This is a genomic window from Enterobacter sp. PL1, from assembly GCF_945957325.1.
In the GTDB taxonomy this organism is placed as follows: Bacteria; Pseudomonadota; Gammaproteobacteria; order Enterobacterales; family Enterobacteriaceae; genus Enterobacter; species Enterobacter roggenkampii.
Map to the genome: position 1 here is coordinate 1 of NZ_CAMFKT010000009.1, position 14,860 is coordinate 14,860.

16 protein-coding genes are annotated in these 14,860 nt (G+C 56.3%); 11 read left to right on the forward strand and 5 right to left on the reverse strand.

The genetic code is table 11. From position 1 onward, the window contains the following. The first annotated feature begins 239 nt into the window (after positions 1-239). From ydgT to gstA, 11 genes are all read left to right on the forward strand, one after another. A complete protein-coding gene (gene ydgT / locus N6P30_RS10000) occupies positions 240-455 on the forward strand; it encodes a transcription modulator YdgT (protein ID WP_006174966.1) in 216 nt (71 codons plus the stop codon). Between the two features lie 86 nt (positions 456-541). Further along, entirely contained in the window at positions 542-982 is a 441-nt protein-coding gene (locus N6P30_RS10005; RefSeq protein WP_021241142.1) for a DUF2569 domain-containing protein, read from the forward strand. A gap of 76 nt (positions 983-1,058) precedes the next feature. Then, on the forward strand, positions 1,059-1,640 hold the full coding sequence (gene rsxA, locus N6P30_RS10010) for an electron transport complex subunit RsxA (protein WP_008500564.1): 582 nt from the start codon (positions 1,059-1,061) through the stop codon (positions 1,638-1,640). After that, positions 1,640-2,218 carry an electron transport complex subunit RsxB gene (gene rsxB, locus N6P30_RS10015; protein ID WP_008500565.1) on the forward strand — a complete coding sequence of 193 codons (579 nt, stop codon included), beginning with the start codon at positions 1,640-1,642 and terminating at the stop codon, positions 2,216-2,218. Before rsxA ends, rsxB begins: the two co-directional genes overlap by 1 nt. After that, complete coding sequence (rsxC, locus tag N6P30_RS10020) at positions 2,211-4,232, forward strand: electron transport complex subunit RsxC (protein WP_023292622.1); 2,022 nt, start codon at positions 2,211-2,213, stop codon at positions 4,230-4,232. Before rsxB ends, rsxC begins: the two co-directional genes overlap by 8 nt. Next, on the forward strand, positions 4,233-5,285 hold the full coding sequence (rsxD, locus tag N6P30_RS10025; RefSeq protein WP_008500567.1) for an electron transport complex subunit RsxD: 1,053 nt from the start codon (positions 4,233-4,235) through the stop codon (positions 5,283-5,285). Between the two features lie 10 nt (positions 5,286-5,295). Further along, the gene (rsxG, locus tag N6P30_RS10030; protein ID WP_023292623.1) at positions 5,296-5,916 is read left to right on the forward strand and encodes an electron transport complex subunit RsxG; all 621 of its coding nucleotides are present in this window, start codon (positions 5,296-5,298) and stop codon (positions 5,914-5,916) included. Between the two features lie 2 nt (positions 5,917-5,918). Next, positions 5,919-6,605: an electron transport complex subunit E gene (locus tag N6P30_RS10035; RefSeq protein ID WP_008500569.1), complete on the forward strand. Its 687-nt coding sequence runs from the start codon at positions 5,919-5,921 to the stop codon at positions 6,603-6,605. Then, positions 6,602-7,237, forward strand: a complete 636-nt coding sequence (nth, locus tag N6P30_RS10040) for an endonuclease III (RefSeq protein ID WP_008500570.1) — start codon at positions 6,602-6,604, stop codon at positions 7,235-7,237. The genes N6P30_RS10035 and nth overlap by 4 nt, the downstream gene beginning before the upstream one ends. Before the next feature lie 592 nt (positions 7,238-7,829). Next, positions 7,830-9,338, forward strand: a complete 1,509-nt coding sequence (gene dtpA / locus N6P30_RS10045; RefSeq protein WP_008500571.1) for a dipeptide/tripeptide permease DtpA — start codon at positions 7,830-7,832, stop codon at positions 9,336-9,338. Positions 9,339-9,443: 105 nt separating this feature from the next. Further along, entirely contained in the window at positions 9,444-10,049 is a 606-nt protein-coding gene (gstA, locus tag N6P30_RS10050) for a glutathione transferase GstA (protein ID WP_008500572.1), read from the forward strand. 91 nt (positions 10,050-10,140) lie between these two features. Here gstA and pdxY read toward each other — a convergent pair whose 3' ends face one another. The 5 genes from pdxY to anmK all read right to left on the reverse strand — a co-directional run bounded on the left by pdxY (position 10,141) and on the right by anmK (position 14,723). Next, complete coding sequence (gene pdxY, locus N6P30_RS10055) at positions 10,141-11,001, reverse strand: pyridoxal kinase PdxY (protein ID WP_023292624.1); 861 nt, start codon at positions 10,999-11,001, stop codon at positions 10,141-10,143. Between the two features lie 66 nt (positions 11,002-11,067). After that, a complete protein-coding gene (tyrS, locus tag N6P30_RS10060; RefSeq protein WP_008500574.1) occupies positions 11,068-12,342 on the reverse strand; it encodes a tyrosine--tRNA ligase in 1,275 nt (424 codons plus the stop codon). 125 nt (positions 12,343-12,467) lie between these two features. Next, complete coding sequence (gene pdxH, locus N6P30_RS10065; RefSeq protein ID WP_008500575.1) at positions 12,468-13,124, reverse strand: pyridoxamine 5'-phosphate oxidase; 657 nt, start codon at positions 13,122-13,124, stop codon at positions 12,468-12,470. A 57-nt stretch (positions 13,125-13,181) separates the two neighbouring features. Beyond that, entirely contained in the window at positions 13,182-13,511 is a 330-nt protein-coding gene (mliC, locus tag N6P30_RS10070; protein WP_085930290.1) for a C-type lysozyme inhibitor, read from the reverse strand. A gap of 87 nt (positions 13,512-13,598) precedes the next feature. After that, positions 13,599-14,723 (reverse strand): anhydro-N-acetylmuramic acid kinase, encoded by a 1,125-nt coding sequence (gene anmK / locus N6P30_RS10075; protein WP_023292625.1) that lies wholly within the window; start codon positions 14,721-14,723, stop codon positions 13,599-13,601. Between the last annotated feature and the right edge of the window lie 137 nt (positions 14,724-14,860).

Here is a 14,860-nt window from a genome sequence, read left to right on the forward strand (position 1 = left end):
CTAAGTAACCGGTTACTGCAATAAAGAGTGACATAATATGTCAGTTACTTATTGCCAGCCCTGGTGAACACGGTTAACCTTCTCTTCCAGGCATCGTCTGATGCCTGAATTTCAGCAAAGAAAACTCCTAATTTCGTCGCGTTACCTGAGTGGGCTGTTTACGTCTTTATTAATCCGTTTATTATTCGAACGAATTACCTTAACTGGTATTACTCACTTTTATATGGAAACTTATTAATATGACAGTTCAGGACTATTTATTAAAATTTCGCAAGATCAATTCGCTTGAGAGCCTGGAAAAACTGTTTGACCATCTGAACTACACCCTGTCGGATAATCAGGAAATCATTAATATGTATCGCGCCGCTGACCATCGCCGTGCGGAGCTGGTCTCCGGTGGCCGTTTGTTCAACGTCGGCGAAGTGCCAAAGTCCGTGTGGCGTTACGTTTTATAAGAAAGTAGCCATCCGCGCGAAATGTTATATACTCTCCGCCCTGCCAACTGGCTGTACAACATTTCGCGCAGATTATGGGAGAGTTCATGACCGCAACGCCTGGAGAACGCATTGGAGGCTGGTTAATCGCCCCACTGGCATGGCTGCTGGTTGCCTTATTAAGCGCATCACTTGCGCTGCTGCTTTATACCACCGCACTGATTACCCCTCACGCCATTCAGACCCTGTTGTCGCAAAGCGTGCTTAATATTGCTTTGTGGTTTGTGTCGTTCGTTTTCGCGATCGGGATGTGGTACTACACGCTGTGGCTGACCATCGCCTTCTTTAAGCGCCGTAAGAATGTGCCTAAGCACTACATTATCTGGCTGCTGGTTTCGGTCCTGCTGGCGGTGAAGGCGTTTGCTTTTTCGCCCGTTTCAGACGCGCTGGCCGTTCGTCAGCTGCTTTTCCCGTTGCTGGCCGCGGCGCTGCTGGTGCCCTACTTCAAGCGTTCGACGCGGGTGAAAAACACCTTCGTGAACCCGTAATAACCCTACAGATAACCTGTTGTCGCCTGCCTGGGTTTGTCCGATAATAGGCGGCTTTTTTATTTCAGGCTAAATAATGACCGATTACTTACTGCTCTTTGTCGGCACCGTGCTGGTTAACAACTTCGTTCTGGTGAAGTTCCTTGGCCTGTGCCCGTTTATGGGCGTTTCCAAAAAGCTGGAAACGGCAATGGGTATGGGGCTGGCGACGACCTTCGTCATGACGCTGGCGTCCATCTGCGCATGGTGGATTGATACCTGGATCCTCATCCCGCTGGGGTTAACCTATCTCCGTACGCTGGCCTTTATTCTGGTTATCGCGGTGGTGGTGCAGTTTACCGAAATGGTGGTGCGCAAAACCAGCCCGGCGCTCTATCGCCTGCTGGGTATCTTCCTGCCGCTGATCACCACTAACTGCGCCGTTCTCGGCGTGGCGCTGCTGAACATCAACCTGGGTCATAACTTTATGCAATCGGCGCTGTATGGTTTTTCTGCGGCTGTCGGTTTCTCTTTGGTCATGGTGCTGTTTGCCTCTATTCGCGAGCGCCTGGCAGCAGCGGATATTCCTGCGCCCTTCCGCGGTAACGCGATTGCGCTGGTCACCGCCGGTTTAATGTCTCTGGCCTTTATGGGCTTTAGTGGTCTGGTGAAGTTGTAATGAATGCTATCTGGATTGCCATCGCCTCTATCAGCGTCCTGGGGTTGGTGTTTGGCCTTATCCTGGGTTACGCCTCCCGCCGTTTCGCGGTAGAGGACGATCCCGTTGTTGAGAAAATTGATGAGCTTCTGCCGCAAAGCCAGTGCGGGCAGTGTGGCTACCCGGGCTGCCGCCCTTACGCTGAAGCGGTAGGCATCCAGGGCGAAAAAATTAACCGCTGCGCCCCCGGCGGCGAAGCAGTCATGCTGAAAATTGCAGCCCTGCTTAACGTTGATCCGCAGCCGGTTGATGGCGACGCGGACGTGCAGGAGCCGGTCCGCGCGCTGGCCGTGATCGACGAAGCGAACTGCATCGGCTGTACCAAATGTATTCAGGCCTGCCCGGTCGACGCCATTGTTGGCGCAACGCGCGCCATGCACACCGTGGTGGCGGACCTGTGCACCGGCTGTAACCTCTGCGTAGCCCCCTGCCCGACGCAATGTATCGAGCTGCGCCCGGTTGAAACGACTACCGAAAGCTGGAAATGGGATCTTCAGACCATTCCGGTTCGCAATATTCCTGTGGAACAACATGCTTAAGTTATTTTCTGCTTTCAGAAAAGAGAAGATTTGGGACTTTGACGGCGGTATTCACCCACCGGAGATGAAAACCCAGTCTAACGGCACGCCGCTGCGTCAAATTCCGCTGGCGACCCGTTTCGTCATGCCGCTCAAGCAGCACATTGGCGCTGAGGGTGAGCTGTGCGTGAAAGAAGGCGATACGGTTCTTCGCGGCCAGCCGCTGACCTTTGGTCGCGGACGTATGCTGCCGGTGCACGCCCCCACCTCCGGTAAGGTGGTCGCTATCGCGCCTCATACGGTGGCGCATCCGTCAGCGCTCGCAGAGCTGAGCGTGATTATTGAAGCCGACGGCGAAGACCGCTGGATCGACCGCGATGGCTGGAGTGACTACCGCTCCCGCAGCCGCGAGGCGCTTATCGAACGCATTCATCAGTTCGGCGTTGCTGGCCTGGGTGGCGCAGGCTTCCCGACCGGCGTCAAGCTGCGCGGCGGTGGCGATAACATTCAGACGCTGATTATCAACGCCGCCGAATGCGAACCGTACATCACCGCCGACGATCGTCTGATGCAGGACTGCGCCGCCCAGGTGGTGGAAGGCATCCGCATCCTCGCGCACATTCTGCAGCCGCGAGAAGTGCTGATTGGTATCGAAGACAATAAACCGCAGGCTATATCAATGCTGCGCGCCGTGCTGGCGGGCAGTCACGATATTAGCCTGCGCGTTATCCCGACCAAATACCCCTCTGGCGGTGCTAAACAGCTGACGCAAATTCTCACCGGTAAGCAGGTTCCGCACGGCGGACGCTCTTCAGATATCGGCGTGCTGATGCAGAACGTCGGGACCGCGTACGCCGTGAAGCGCGCGGTGATCGACGGCGAGCCGCTGACCGAGCGCGTGGTAACGCTGACCGGGGAAGCGGTCTCTCGTCCGGGCAACGTCTGGGCGCGTCTGGGTACGCCGGTGCGTCACCTGCTGGAGCAGGCTGAGTTTTGCCCGTCCAGCGACCAGATGGTGATCATGGGCGGCCCGCTGATGGGCTTTACCCTGCCGTGGCTCGATGTGCCGGTAGTCAAAATCACCAACTGCCTGCTCGCCCCTTCCCCGACCGAGATGGGTGAAGAGCAGGAAGAAAAAGGCTGTATTCGCTGCAGCGCCTGTGCCGACGCCTGCCCGGCGGATCTGCTTCCGCAGCAGCTGTACTGGTACAGCAAAGGCCAGCTGCACGACAAGGCGACAGCCCATAACCTGGCCGACTGCATCGAATGCGGCGCCTGCGCCTGGGTCTGCCCTAGCAACATTCCTCTGGTGCAGTATTTCCGCCAGGAGAAGGCGGAAATTTATGCCATCTCCATGGAAGAAAAACGCGCGGCGGAAGCCAAGGCACGCTTTGAAGCGCGCCAGGCGCGACTGGAGCGTGAAAAAATCGCCCGTCAGGAGCGCCATAAGCAGGCCGCCGTTCAGCCCGGCGAGAAAGATCAGGATGCGATTAATGCCGCACTGGCCCGCGTTCGCGAGAAAAAAGCGACCGCGGCGCAGCCTGTGGTGATCTCGGCCGGCGAGAAGCCGGACAACAGCGAAGCCATTGCGGCGCGTGAAGCGCGTAAAGCTCAGGCTCGCGCCCGTCAGGCTGAAAAAGCGCAAACGGGCCAGGCAGAGACGGAGATCGACCCGCGTAAAGCCGCCGTTGAGGCGGCGATAGCCCGCGCCAAAGCGCGCAAAGCCGGCGAACAGAACGTGGTGGTTGAGCAGGAAGCGGTCGACCCTCGCAAAGCGGCCGTTGAGGCAGCGATTGCCCGTGCCAAAGCCCGCAAAGCGGCGCAGCAGACGCCAACCGCAGAACCCGACGCGCCGGTCGATCCGCGTAAAGCCGCCGTCGAAGCGGCGATTGCCCGCGCTAAAGCACGCAAAGCGGCGCAGCAGGATGAGCAACCGCAGGCCGCCAACGATGACCCGCGCAAAGCCGCCGTCGCCGCCGCCATTGCGCGCGTTCAGGCAAAGAAAGCCGCACAGCAAGCAGTTAACGAGGATTAAATGGTTTTCAGAATCGCAAGCTCCCCTTACACCCACAATCAGCGCCAGACATCGCGCATTATGATGCTGGTCTGCCTGGCGGCGCTGCCGGGCATTGCCGTTCAGTGCTGGTTTTTCGGCTGGGGAACCCTGTTCCAGATAATCCTGGGCTGTGCCAGCGCCTTAGCGGCGGAAGCCCTTGTCCTTAAGCTGCGCAAGGCGGCGGTCTCCCGCATTCTGGCCGATAACTCCGCGCTGCTGACCGGGCTGCTGCTGGCGATCAGTATCCCGCCGTTTGCCCCATGGTGGATGGTGGTCCTCGGCACCGTGTTTGCCGTGATCATTGCCAAACAGCTGTATGGTGGACTGGGCCATAACCCGTTTAACCCGGCGATGATTGGCTACGTGGTGCTGCTGATCTCCTTCCCGGTACAGATGACCAGCTGGCTGCCACCGCACGAGATTGCGGCCACGGTTCCGGGCTTCATGGATGCTCTGCACGTGATCTTTACCGGTCATACGGCACTCGGTGCGGATATGAACGCGCTGCGCATGGGCGTGGACGGGATCAGCCAGGCGACGCCGCTTGATACCTTTAAAACGTCCCTGCATGCCGGGCACAGCGTTGAGCAGATCATGAAATCCGCCATCTACAGCGGCGTACTGGCGGGAGCTGGCTGGCAGTGGGTCAACCTGGCGTATCTGCTGGGCGGCCTGTTCCTGCTGCAGCAGAAAGCCATCCGCTGGCATATTCCGGTCAGCTTCCTCGTGACGCTGGCGGTCTGCGCCACGCTGGGCTGGGTATTCTCTCCTGAATCACTGGCCAGCCCGCAGCTGCACCTGCTCTCCGGGGCGACCATGCTGGGTGCCTTCTTTATCCTGACGGATCCGGTGACGGCCTCAACGACTAACCGCGGGCGCCTGATCTTCGGCGCGCTGGCAGGCCTGCTGGTCTGGCTCATCCGCAGCTTTGGCGGGTACCCGGACGGCGTGGCTTTTGCCGTCCTGCTTGCCAACATTACCGTTCCGCTCATCGACTATTACACGCGTCCGCGCGTGTACGGTCATCGCTAAGGGTCTCGCCATGTTCAAAACGATGCAAAAACACGGCGTCACGCTGGCTGTCTTCGCCGCGGTCCTGACAGGGCTGACGGCGCTGGTTAATGCGCTGACCAAAACGACCATCGAAGAGCAGGCCTCGAAGCAGCAAAAGGCGCTGTTCGATCAGGTGATCCCGGCGGAATTCTACGATAACGACCTGCAAAAAAGCTGCTTTGTGGTAGACGCGCCGCAGCTTGGGAAAGGCCCGCACCGCCTCTTTATTGCCCGCAAAGGGGATAAACCGGTTGGCGCGGTGATGGAAGCGACGGCGCCTGACGGCTATTCCGGTGCCATTCAGCTGCTTGTGGGCAGTGATTTTTCCGGCACCATACTGGGCACCCGCGTGACGGAACACCATGAAACGCCGGGTCTTGGCGATAAAATTGAAACCCGTCTGAGCGACTGGATTTTGCACTTTGCCGGTAAAGTGATCCATGGCGAAGGTGATACCGCGTTTGCGGTGAAGAAAGATGGCGGCGAGTTCGACCAGTTCACCGGGGCGACCATCACCCCACGTGCGGTGGTGAATGCCGTAAAACGAGCCGGGCTGTACGCTGAAACGCTGCCCGCGCAAATCAACAATCTTCCGGCCTGTGAGGAGTAATCATGAGCCAGGTTAAAGAGGTTATTGTCCAGGGGTTGTGGAAGAACAACTCCGCGCTGGTACAGCTTCTGGGGATGTGCCCACTGCTGGCGGTGACATCCACCGCCACCAACGCGCTCGGTCTGGGTCTGGCAACCACGCTGGTATTGACCCTGACCAACCTCTCCATCTCTGCCCTGCGCCGCTGGACGCCGTCGGAAATTCGTATTCCTATTTACGTCATGATCATTGCATCGGTGGTCAGTATTGTTCAGATGCTGATTAACGCCTACGCGTTCGGTCTGTACCAGTCGCTCGGGATCTTCATTCCCCTTATCGTCACCAACTGTATCGTGGTCGGGCGTGCGGAAGCCTTTGCGGTGAAAAACAGTCCGGCCATGTCGGCGCTGGACGGTTTTTCTATTGGCATGGGTGCCACCTGCGCCATGTTCGTGCTGGGCTCGCTGCGCGAGATCCTCGGCAACGGTACGCTGTTCGACGGCGCTGATGCGCTGCTGGGCGGCTGGGCTAAAGCGCTGCGTATTGAAGTGTTCCACACCGATACGCCATTCCTGCTGGCGATGCTGCCGCCTGGCGCGTTTATTGGTCTTGGCATGATGCTGGCGATAAAATACCTGATTGATGAGAAACGTAAGCGCCGCGCGGCTGAGCGCAGCGTTCTGGAAGGGACACCCGAGAAGGCCTCATGAATAAAGAAAAGCGCATTGCGATCCTGACCCGTCTGCGGGACGAGAACCCGCACCCGACGACGGAGCTGAATTTTACCTCCCCGTTTGAGCTGCTGATCGCCGTGTTGCTCTCTGCACAGGCTACCGACGTGAGCGTCAATAAAGCTACCGCCCTGCTCTATCCGGTCGCCAATACGCCGAAGGCCATGCTGGAGCTGGGCGTGGAAGGCGTGAAGTCCTATATCAAAACCATCGGCCTGTTTAACAGCAAAGCCGAGAACGTCATCAAGACCTGCCGAATTCTGCTGGAGCAGCACGGAGGCGAAGTGCCGGAAGACCGCGCTGCGCTGGAAGCCTTGCCGGGCGTGGGTCGTAAAACCGCGAACGTAGTACTCAATACCGCGTTTGGCTGGCCCACTATCGCCGTCGATACGCATATCTTTCGCGTGTCTAACCGGACCAACTTCGCGCCGGGAAAAAATGTCGAGCAGGTCGAAGAGAAGCTGCTGAAAGTGGTTCCGGCAGAATTTAAGGTTGATTGCCATCACTGGCTGATTCTGCACGGTCGTTACACGTGTATTGCCCGTAAGCCTCGCTGCGGCTCCTGCATTATTGAAGATCTCTGCGAATACAAAGAAAAAGTGTACCCCTGAGGCATCTCAATCCCCTGGCTAAAGAAGGGCTTTCAAGCGCTCTTCTTTTGACCGTTATTTGTTCGCCTTTCGTTTCGCCTCACCTGTCACTTATTCGGCCCTTTAACGCTGAAACAGGTTAATAGTTTTTTCATAGCCGAAAATTTCTATACATCTGTGATCGCGATCACCCTGATAACTTCATGTTGTATTTTTGTTGTCAAAATCGACCTAAACCCTTTATCTGACAAGACACTCCTCTTTCTTTGCCGACGATAAGACCAGCTATTTTTCAGAATATGGGCTATATCACTGCCACAAGCGGCAAATAGCAGAACATATCGCCAATAGCCCGTACTGACTGGTGATTACCAGTCGAAAAAACTACCTTTACTCAGCGTATGAAATTTAACGCTGAATAACATTTGCATGAACCGACGATTATACCACTCAGGATATATGTAACAGATTATTACAAACGTATTGCCAGATGGGGCAGGATAGTGAACATTACCCGCCGTTTCTCCTCCCAATATAACTATAAGGCGTATGGACTACGGCCATCACGCTATGAACACCCCCGTTAATATGGGATGTAAAAAAAGAGGTATATGTGTCGACTGCAAACAATAAACCAACAGATGAAAGCGTGAGTCTGAACGCTTTTAAACAACCTAAAGCGTTCTATCTCATCTTCTCTATCGAGTTATGGGAGCGTTTTGGTTACTACGGCCTGCAAGGGATCATGGCGGTTTACCTGGTGAAACAGCTGGGTATGTCCGAAGCCGATTCCATCACGCTGTTCTCCTCCTTCAGTGCCCTGGTCTATGGTCTGGTTGCTATCGGCGGCTGGCTGGGTGATAAAGTTCTGGGAACTAAGCGCGTCATCATGCTGGGCGCCATTGTTCTGGCGATTGGCTATGGACTGGTAGCATGGTCAGGGCATGATGCCGCTGTCGTGTATATGGGCATGGCCACGATCGCCGTGGGTAACGGTCTGTTCAAAGCGAACCCGTCTTCCCTGCTCTCTACCTGCTACAGCAAAGATGACCCGCGTCTGGACGGTGCATTTACCATGTACTACATGTCCATCAACATCGGTTCGTTCTTCTCGATGCTGGCAACCCCATGGCTCGCAGCAAAATTCGGCTGGAGCGTGGCGTTTGCACTGAGCTTCGTCGGTATGCTGATCACCGTGGTGAACTTCCTGTTCTGCCGCAGCTGGGTTAAAAACTACGGTTCAAAACCAGACTTCGAGCCTGTGCATATGGGCAAACTGCTGGCGACCATCGTAGGCGTTGTGGTCCTGGCGGCCATCGCTACCTGGCTGCTGCACAACCAGGGTATCGCACGTGCCGTTCTGGGCGTTGTGGCGCTGGGTATCGTGGTTATCTTCGCGAAAGAAGCATTCGCTATGCAGGGTGCCGCCCGTCGTAAGATGATCGTGGCGTTCATTCTGATGCTGGAAGCGATTATCTTCTTCGTGCTGTACAGCCAGATGCCAACCTCTCTGAACTTCTTCGCCATTCGTAACGTCGAGCACTCTATTCTGGGCATCGCGTTCGAACCGGAGCAGTATCAGGCACTGAACCCGTTCTGGATCATGATTGGTAGCCCGATTCTGGCCGCGATCTATAACAAGATGGGCGACCGCCTGCCAATGCCGCACAAGTTTGCTATCGGTATGGTGCTGTGCTCCGGCGCGTTCCTGGTGCTGCCGCTGGGTACCAAATTTGCTACCGACGCCGGTATCGTATCCGTTAACTGGCTGATCCTGAGCTACGCGCTGCAGTCTATCGGCGAACTGATGATCTCTGGTCTGGGTCTGGCAATGGTTGCACAGCTGGTTCCGCAGCGTCTGATGGGCTTCATTATGGGTAGCTGGTTCCTGACCACTGCCGGTGCAGCAATTATCGCCGGTAAGATTGCGAACCTGATGGCCGTGCCGGAAAACGTCACTGACCCACTGGTTTCCCTGAACGTCTACGGTACCGTGTTCATGCAGATTGGTATCGCGACTGCCGTTATTGCCGCTCTGATGCTGCTGACCGCACCGAAACTGAATCGCATGACTCAGGACGACGACAAGACCGCTAAGGCGACCAAAACTGCTACTGCGTGAAATCCGTGAGAAACGACTGACCAGAAGCCGCTAATTGATTAGCGGCTTTTTTTTTATCCGTTTGCGCACTAACATAGCTGAAACCTCAGCGAAAAGGAGTTACCGATGAAACTGTTCTACAAACCGGGCGCGTGCTCTCTTGCTTCCCATATCACCCTGCGCGAGAGCGGCAAAGATTTCACGCTGGATGGCGTTGATCTGATGAAAAAACGTCTGGAAAACGGCGATGACTTTCTTGCCATTAACCCGAAAGGACAGGTTCCGGCGCTCCTGCTGGATGACGGTACCCTGCTGACCGAAGGCGTGGCGATTATGCAGTTCCTGGCCGATAGCGTGCCCGATCGCCAGCTGCTGGCCCCGGTCAGTACCATTTCTCGCTATAAAACGCTGGAATGGCTGAACTACATTGCCACCGAGCTGCACAAAGGCTTTACGCCGCTGTTCCGCCCGGATACGCCGGAAGAGTTTAAGCCGACCCTGCGCGCCCTGCTGGAGAAAAAGCTGCAGTACGTTAACGAATCGCTGAAAGACGAACAGTGGATTGGCGGCTCGCGCTTCACGATCGCTGATGCGTACCTGTTCACCGTGCTGCGCTGGGCACGTGCGGTTAAGCTGAATCTGGAAGGGTTAGACCACATTGCATCGTATATGAAACGCGTGGCTGAACGTCCTGCGGTGGCTGCAGCGCTGAAAGCGGAAGGGTTGAATTAACCGAGCAGACTGTGTTGCCGGGTGGCGCTGACGCTTACCCGGCCTACGAATTCCGTAGACCCGTGCAAGCGTCAGCGCCACCTGGCATCGTTTAAAGCTGGGTTGCGCTGAAATAGTGCTCCGGCTTCGCGATACGATCCTGTGCCGCGACCACCTGCAGTTCATATTCCTGCATCTCTTTCGTCGCAATCATAATTTCGTACACCGCTGCCGTAACGTGCTCCAGCGCGTCCCTCACCGTTGCACCCTGAAGCAGTTTCACCAGCAGCAGCCCGCTGGTCACATCGCCCACGCCCACCGGCTGACGCGTGCCAAAATCCACCAGCGGGCGGCTGATATGCCAGGCATCCTCTTTCGTCACCAGCAGCATCTCAAAGCGATCCTGGCTTAGCCCTGCGCGCGCGAGGTGTTTTACCAGCACAACCTCAGGCCCCTGCGCGATCAGCTCGCGTGACGCGCTTACGGCCTCTTCTACGCTGTTAACCGGATGCTCGCAGAGAATTTCCAGTTCGACCAGGTTTGGCGCAATGATATCGCTGGCGGGCAGCGCATGGCGAACGTGGAATTCTGCCACGCCTGGCGCCACGATACAGCCTTTCTCCGGATGGCCCATAACGGGGTCGCAGAAGTATTTTGCCGACGGGTTGGCAGCCTTTACCTGACGCACGATGCCGAGGATATGTTCCCCTTGCTCCGCTGAACCAAGATAACCGCTCAATACGGCGTCACAGCGCTTGAGCTGGTCGATATCGGCAATGCCCTGCACCACCTCGGTGAGGTGCGAAGGCGGCATCACGCAGCCGGCCCATTTGCCATACTGCGTGTGGTTAGAGAACTGAACGGTATTGAGGGGCCAGACGTTGACGCCGAGGCGGCGCATCGGGAATTCCGCAGCGCTGTTGCCAGCATGTCCAAAAACAACGTGGGACTGAATGGCGAGGATGTTCTTCATTTTATGCTTACCAAACCCTGAAAAAACAAAAGGGGCGTGGTTTCCCACGCCCCTCGAGACTGTTAATTATTTCCAGCAGACAAGGCAGTAGTTTTTCTTACCGCGACGCAGCAGGGTGTAGCGGCCATACAGACGGTCGCCATCAACAAAGGTGTATTCCGGGTCAGCCTGCTTTTCACCGTTGATGGTGATCGCGTTTGAGGCGATGGTTTTACGCGCCTGACCGCGGGAAGGCTGCAGCTCAGAATCCACCAGCGCCTGCATCAGGTCAGCCCCTTTCTCCATCTCAACCATTGGCACGCCGTCCTGCGCCAGCTGTTCGAAGTCCGCTTCGCTCAGATCGCTCAGGGTACCGTTGAACAGGCTTGCAGTAATGCGTTTTGCCGCGGCCAGACCTTCTTCACCGTGAACCAGTTTGGTCACTTCATCTGCCAGCACGTACTGCGCGCGTGGCGCTTTACCGCTGTTCTTGTCTTCTTCTTCCAGCGCATTGATGTCTTCAATATCCATAAAGGTGAAGAACTTCAGGAAGCGATAAACATCGGCATCCGCCGTGTTGATCCAGAACTGGTAGAATTTGTACGGGCTGGTTTTCTTCGGATCGAGCCATACCGCGCCGCCTTCGGTTTTACCAAATTTGGTACCGTCAGCTTTGGTAATCAGCGGAACGGTCAGACCAAAGACCTGATTCTGGTGCAGGCGACGGGTCAGGTCGATACCGGAGGTGATATTACCCCACTGGTCAGAACCGCCAATCTGCAGGGAAACGCCGTGCAGCTTGTTCAGGCAGGCAAAGTCATACCCCTGCAGCAGGTTGTAGGAGAACTCGGTAAAGGAGATACCCTGGTCGTCACGGTTCAGACGCTGCTTCACGGCCTCTTTGTTAATCATCTGGTTAACAGAGAAGTGCTTGCCGATGTCGCGCAGGAAGGTCAGCACGTTCATGCTGCCAAACCAGTCGTAGTTGTTCGCGGCAATCGCGGCGTTATCGCCACAGTTGAAGTCGAGGAACGGTGCAACCTGTTTGCGGATCTTATCGACCCACTCCTGCACGGTATCTTCGGTGTTCAGTTTACGCTCAGCGGCTTTAAAGCTTGGGTCACCAATCAGACCGGTCGCGCCGCCCACCAGGGCAACAGGCTTATGGCCCGCCATCTGGAAGCGTTTCAGGCATAACAATGGAACAAGATGCCCCAAATGCAAGCTGTCAGCGGTGGGATCGAAGCCGCAATAGAGCGCGATCGGGCCTTGCGCCAGTCGCTCTGCTAACGCTTCCTCGTCCGTCACCTGGGCCACGAGGCCCCGCTCTTGCAATTGTTTAATCAAGTTACTGCTTGCCATCAAATTCTCCATGTATAAACGACTGCACCTTTGCCGGTACACGACTTTTCGCCTGATGCGAAAGGACCATAGAATAAAGCGCAAGCGCGGTGTGCGCTAGCGCTTAAATCAACAAATTTCGGGGATTACGGCGCCAGTCTGTCGATTTTCCAGCCGCCATTCTCGCGCTGGTATAAAAAGCGGTCGTGCAGGCGATGTTCGCCCCCCTGCCAGAATTCGATTTGCTCAATCGGGATGCGGAAACCACCCCAGAAGCTCGGCAGCGGGATTTCACCCTGCTGGAACTTCTGCTTCAGCTCGAGGAATTTACTTTCCAACACGCCGCGGGCGGAAATGCGGCTGGACTGTTTTGATACCCAGGCGCCAATCTGGCTGTCACGCGGACGACTGTGGAAATACTTCACCACTTCCAGCGTCGAGAGACGTTCCGCTTTGCCGGTCACCATCACCTGACGTTCCAGCATGTGCCACGGGAACAGCAGGCTGATACGCGGATTGTTTTCCAGATGATGCGCTTTGCGGCTGCCAAGGTTGGTATAGAACACCAGCCCTTTCTCGTCATAATGCTTGAGCAATACGATACGCTGATACGGTTGACCGTTTTCATCTACCGTTGCGACAACCATCGCCGTTGGGTCGGCAAGTTTCGCTTCGCAGGCCTGTTTCAGCCAGCGTTCAAAAAGCACGAGGGGTTCAGCGGGAAGATCCTGGCGACGCAGGCCGCCTTTGGTGTATTCACGGCGCAGATGCGCAATTTGCTGCAGTTCGTCGTTATCTGACATGGCGTTAGCTGACATTGAGAGTGGGTGGCGCTATTGTGCGCCGCCCCTGTAAAAATCTCAACGCTTCGGATTTTCGAGCTGGCAATTGTTCAGCACAATACGGTCGCGTTTGTAGACCGTGGCGCTGTCGCCTTTCGACCAGAAGACATAGATACCGTCGGTGTAGCGTGCGCCCGAGGCCGAAATGCCCTGCTTCAGCGTCAGCAATTTATTGTCGTAAACAAAACTGGCTTCCTGGCGCGGATTGTTCAGCTTCACGGTCAGCGGTTTTTCGTCGCAGCGATACTCCAGGGTATCGGTCTGCATGCGCTCAACGAGCTGGTTGTAGACGCTGCATCCTGACAGCAGCAAAGGGGCGGCAATAAGAAGAAGTTTTTTCATGGGCATATTCCGAAGACTATCCTGGTCCTGGAGGGCATGGCTGCCCCCCTGTTTCGTTCCATTCTAACGACGACGCGCCGCGCTGAATTTCAGTTAACTCTGATTATGACGCGGATTTGCCGGGAAAATCGCCCCAAGAACGCTCGCCTCGCGCGCGCCGGTGACCGACGGTAAATTGCCCGGCAGCCCGGCAACGGTGCGCCAGGCAAGCCAGGCAAAGGCCAGCGCCTCCATATCATCCCCGCTGATGCCGGCCTCATCGGTCGTCGACACTTCGGTACCCGGCAGCAGCCCGGCAAGACGCGCCATCACCAGCGGGTTACGGCTTCCCCCGCCGCACACCAGCAGGCGTTCACATCCGCCGCTAAGCAGCACCTGTTCAGAAATCGACACGGCCGTAAGCTCGGCAAGCGTCGCCTGAACATCCTGCGGCGCGAGCGCCGGGAATGACGCCAGCTGGCGCTCAAGCCAGCCAAAGTTGAAGTATTCACGCCCCGTGCTTTTCGGTGCCGGTAAGGCAAAATAAGGATCGCTCAGCATGGACTGCAGCAGCGGGAGAATCACCTTACCCTCACTCGCCCACTCCGCGTTTTTATCATACGGTTGACCGCACTGACGCCAGATCCAGGCATCCATTAACATATTGCCCGGGCCGGTATCGTAGCCGCGGACCGGCTGCCCCGGAATAAGCATCGACAGATTGGCGATCCCACCAATGTTGAGCACCATACGCCGTTCTGAAGGGTGCGCCAGCAGCGCCTGATGAAACGCGGGCACCAGCGGTGCGCCCTGTCCGCCAAGAGCAATATCGCGACGACGGAAATCGCCGACCACCGTGACGCCCGTTTTCGCCACAATCTGGTTGTTATCGCCGATTTGCAGGGTGTGCGGGGCATCGCCGATGGGTTCATGCCAGACGGTTTGTCCGTGACACCCGATGGCCACCACATCCTGCGGACGAAGATGTTCTTTTTGCATCAAAGCCTGCACCGCATCCGCAAACAGCGCCCCCAGGCGGACATCCAGCTGTCCAAGCTGCGAAAGGGTCAGCAGCTGCCCCTGACAGATACTGAGAATATCCTCTTTCAGTGAAATGGGGATTGGCCAGGTCAGGCTCGCCTGCTGCGCCACCATGTTCTCATCAATGGCAGCCAGAACGACATCTACCCCATCCAGACTGGTGCCTGACATCACACCAATGTAGCGACCCGATTTCATGCGCTTTCCTTACGTTGCGTGGGCTAAGGATATCCACTCAACCATAAACGGCGTCGCTTTGCCATCCGACAATAATATTTTTTAACAATGTCAGACGGGTAGCGTGGGCGGATCCTGTTTATGTCTCGTTAAGTCAA

Excerpts from the sequence above, each read along its gene's own strand:
- rsxC (WP_023292622.1), top strand. The coding sequence starts at position 2,211 with ATGCTTAAGTTATTTTCTGCTTTCAGAAAAGAGAAGATTTGGGACTTT.
- pdxY (WP_023292624.1), bottom strand. The coding sequence starts at position 11,001 with ATGAAGAACATCCTCGCCATTCAGTCCCACGTTGTTTTTGGACATGCT.
- mliC (WP_085930290.1), bottom strand. The coding sequence starts at position 13,511 with ATGCCCATGAAAAAACTTCTTCTTATTGCCGCCCCTTTGCTGCTGTCA.
- N6P30_RS10005 (WP_021241142.1), top strand. The coding sequence starts at position 542 with ATGACCGCAACGCCTGGAGAACGCATTGGAGGCTGGTTAATCGCCCCA.
- gstA (WP_008500572.1), top strand. The coding sequence starts at position 9,444 with ATGAAACTGTTCTACAAACCGGGCGCGTGCTCTCTTGCTTCCCATATC.
- nth (WP_008500570.1), top strand. The coding sequence starts at position 6,602 with ATGAATAAAGAAAAGCGCATTGCGATCCTGACCCGTCTGCGGGACGAG.
- rsxB (WP_008500565.1), top strand. The coding sequence starts at position 1,640 with ATGAATGCTATCTGGATTGCCATCGCCTCTATCAGCGTCCTGGGGTTG.
- anmK (WP_023292625.1), bottom strand. The coding sequence starts at position 14,723 with ATGAAATCGGGTCGCTACATTGGTGTGATGTCAGGCACCAGTCTGGAT.
- rsxA (WP_008500564.1), top strand. The coding sequence starts at position 1,059 with ATGACCGATTACTTACTGCTCTTTGTCGGCACCGTGCTGGTTAACAAC.
- pdxH (WP_008500575.1), bottom strand. The coding sequence starts at position 13,124 with ATGTCAGATAACGACGAACTGCAGCAAATTGCGCATCTGCGCCGTGAA.
- rsxG (WP_023292623.1), top strand. The coding sequence starts at position 5,296 with ATGTTCAAAACGATGCAAAAACACGGCGTCACGCTGGCTGTCTTCGCC.
- ydgT (WP_006174966.1), top strand. The coding sequence starts at position 240 with ATGACAGTTCAGGACTATTTATTAAAATTTCGCAAGATCAATTCGCTT.
- N6P30_RS10035 (WP_008500569.1), top strand. The coding sequence starts at position 5,919 with ATGAGCCAGGTTAAAGAGGTTATTGTCCAGGGGTTGTGGAAGAACAAC.
- rsxD (WP_008500567.1), top strand. The coding sequence starts at position 4,233 with ATGGTTTTCAGAATCGCAAGCTCCCCTTACACCCACAATCAGCGCCAG.
- tyrS (WP_008500574.1), bottom strand. The coding sequence starts at position 12,342 with ATGGCAAGCAGTAACTTGATTAAACAATTGCAAGAGCGGGGCCTCGTG.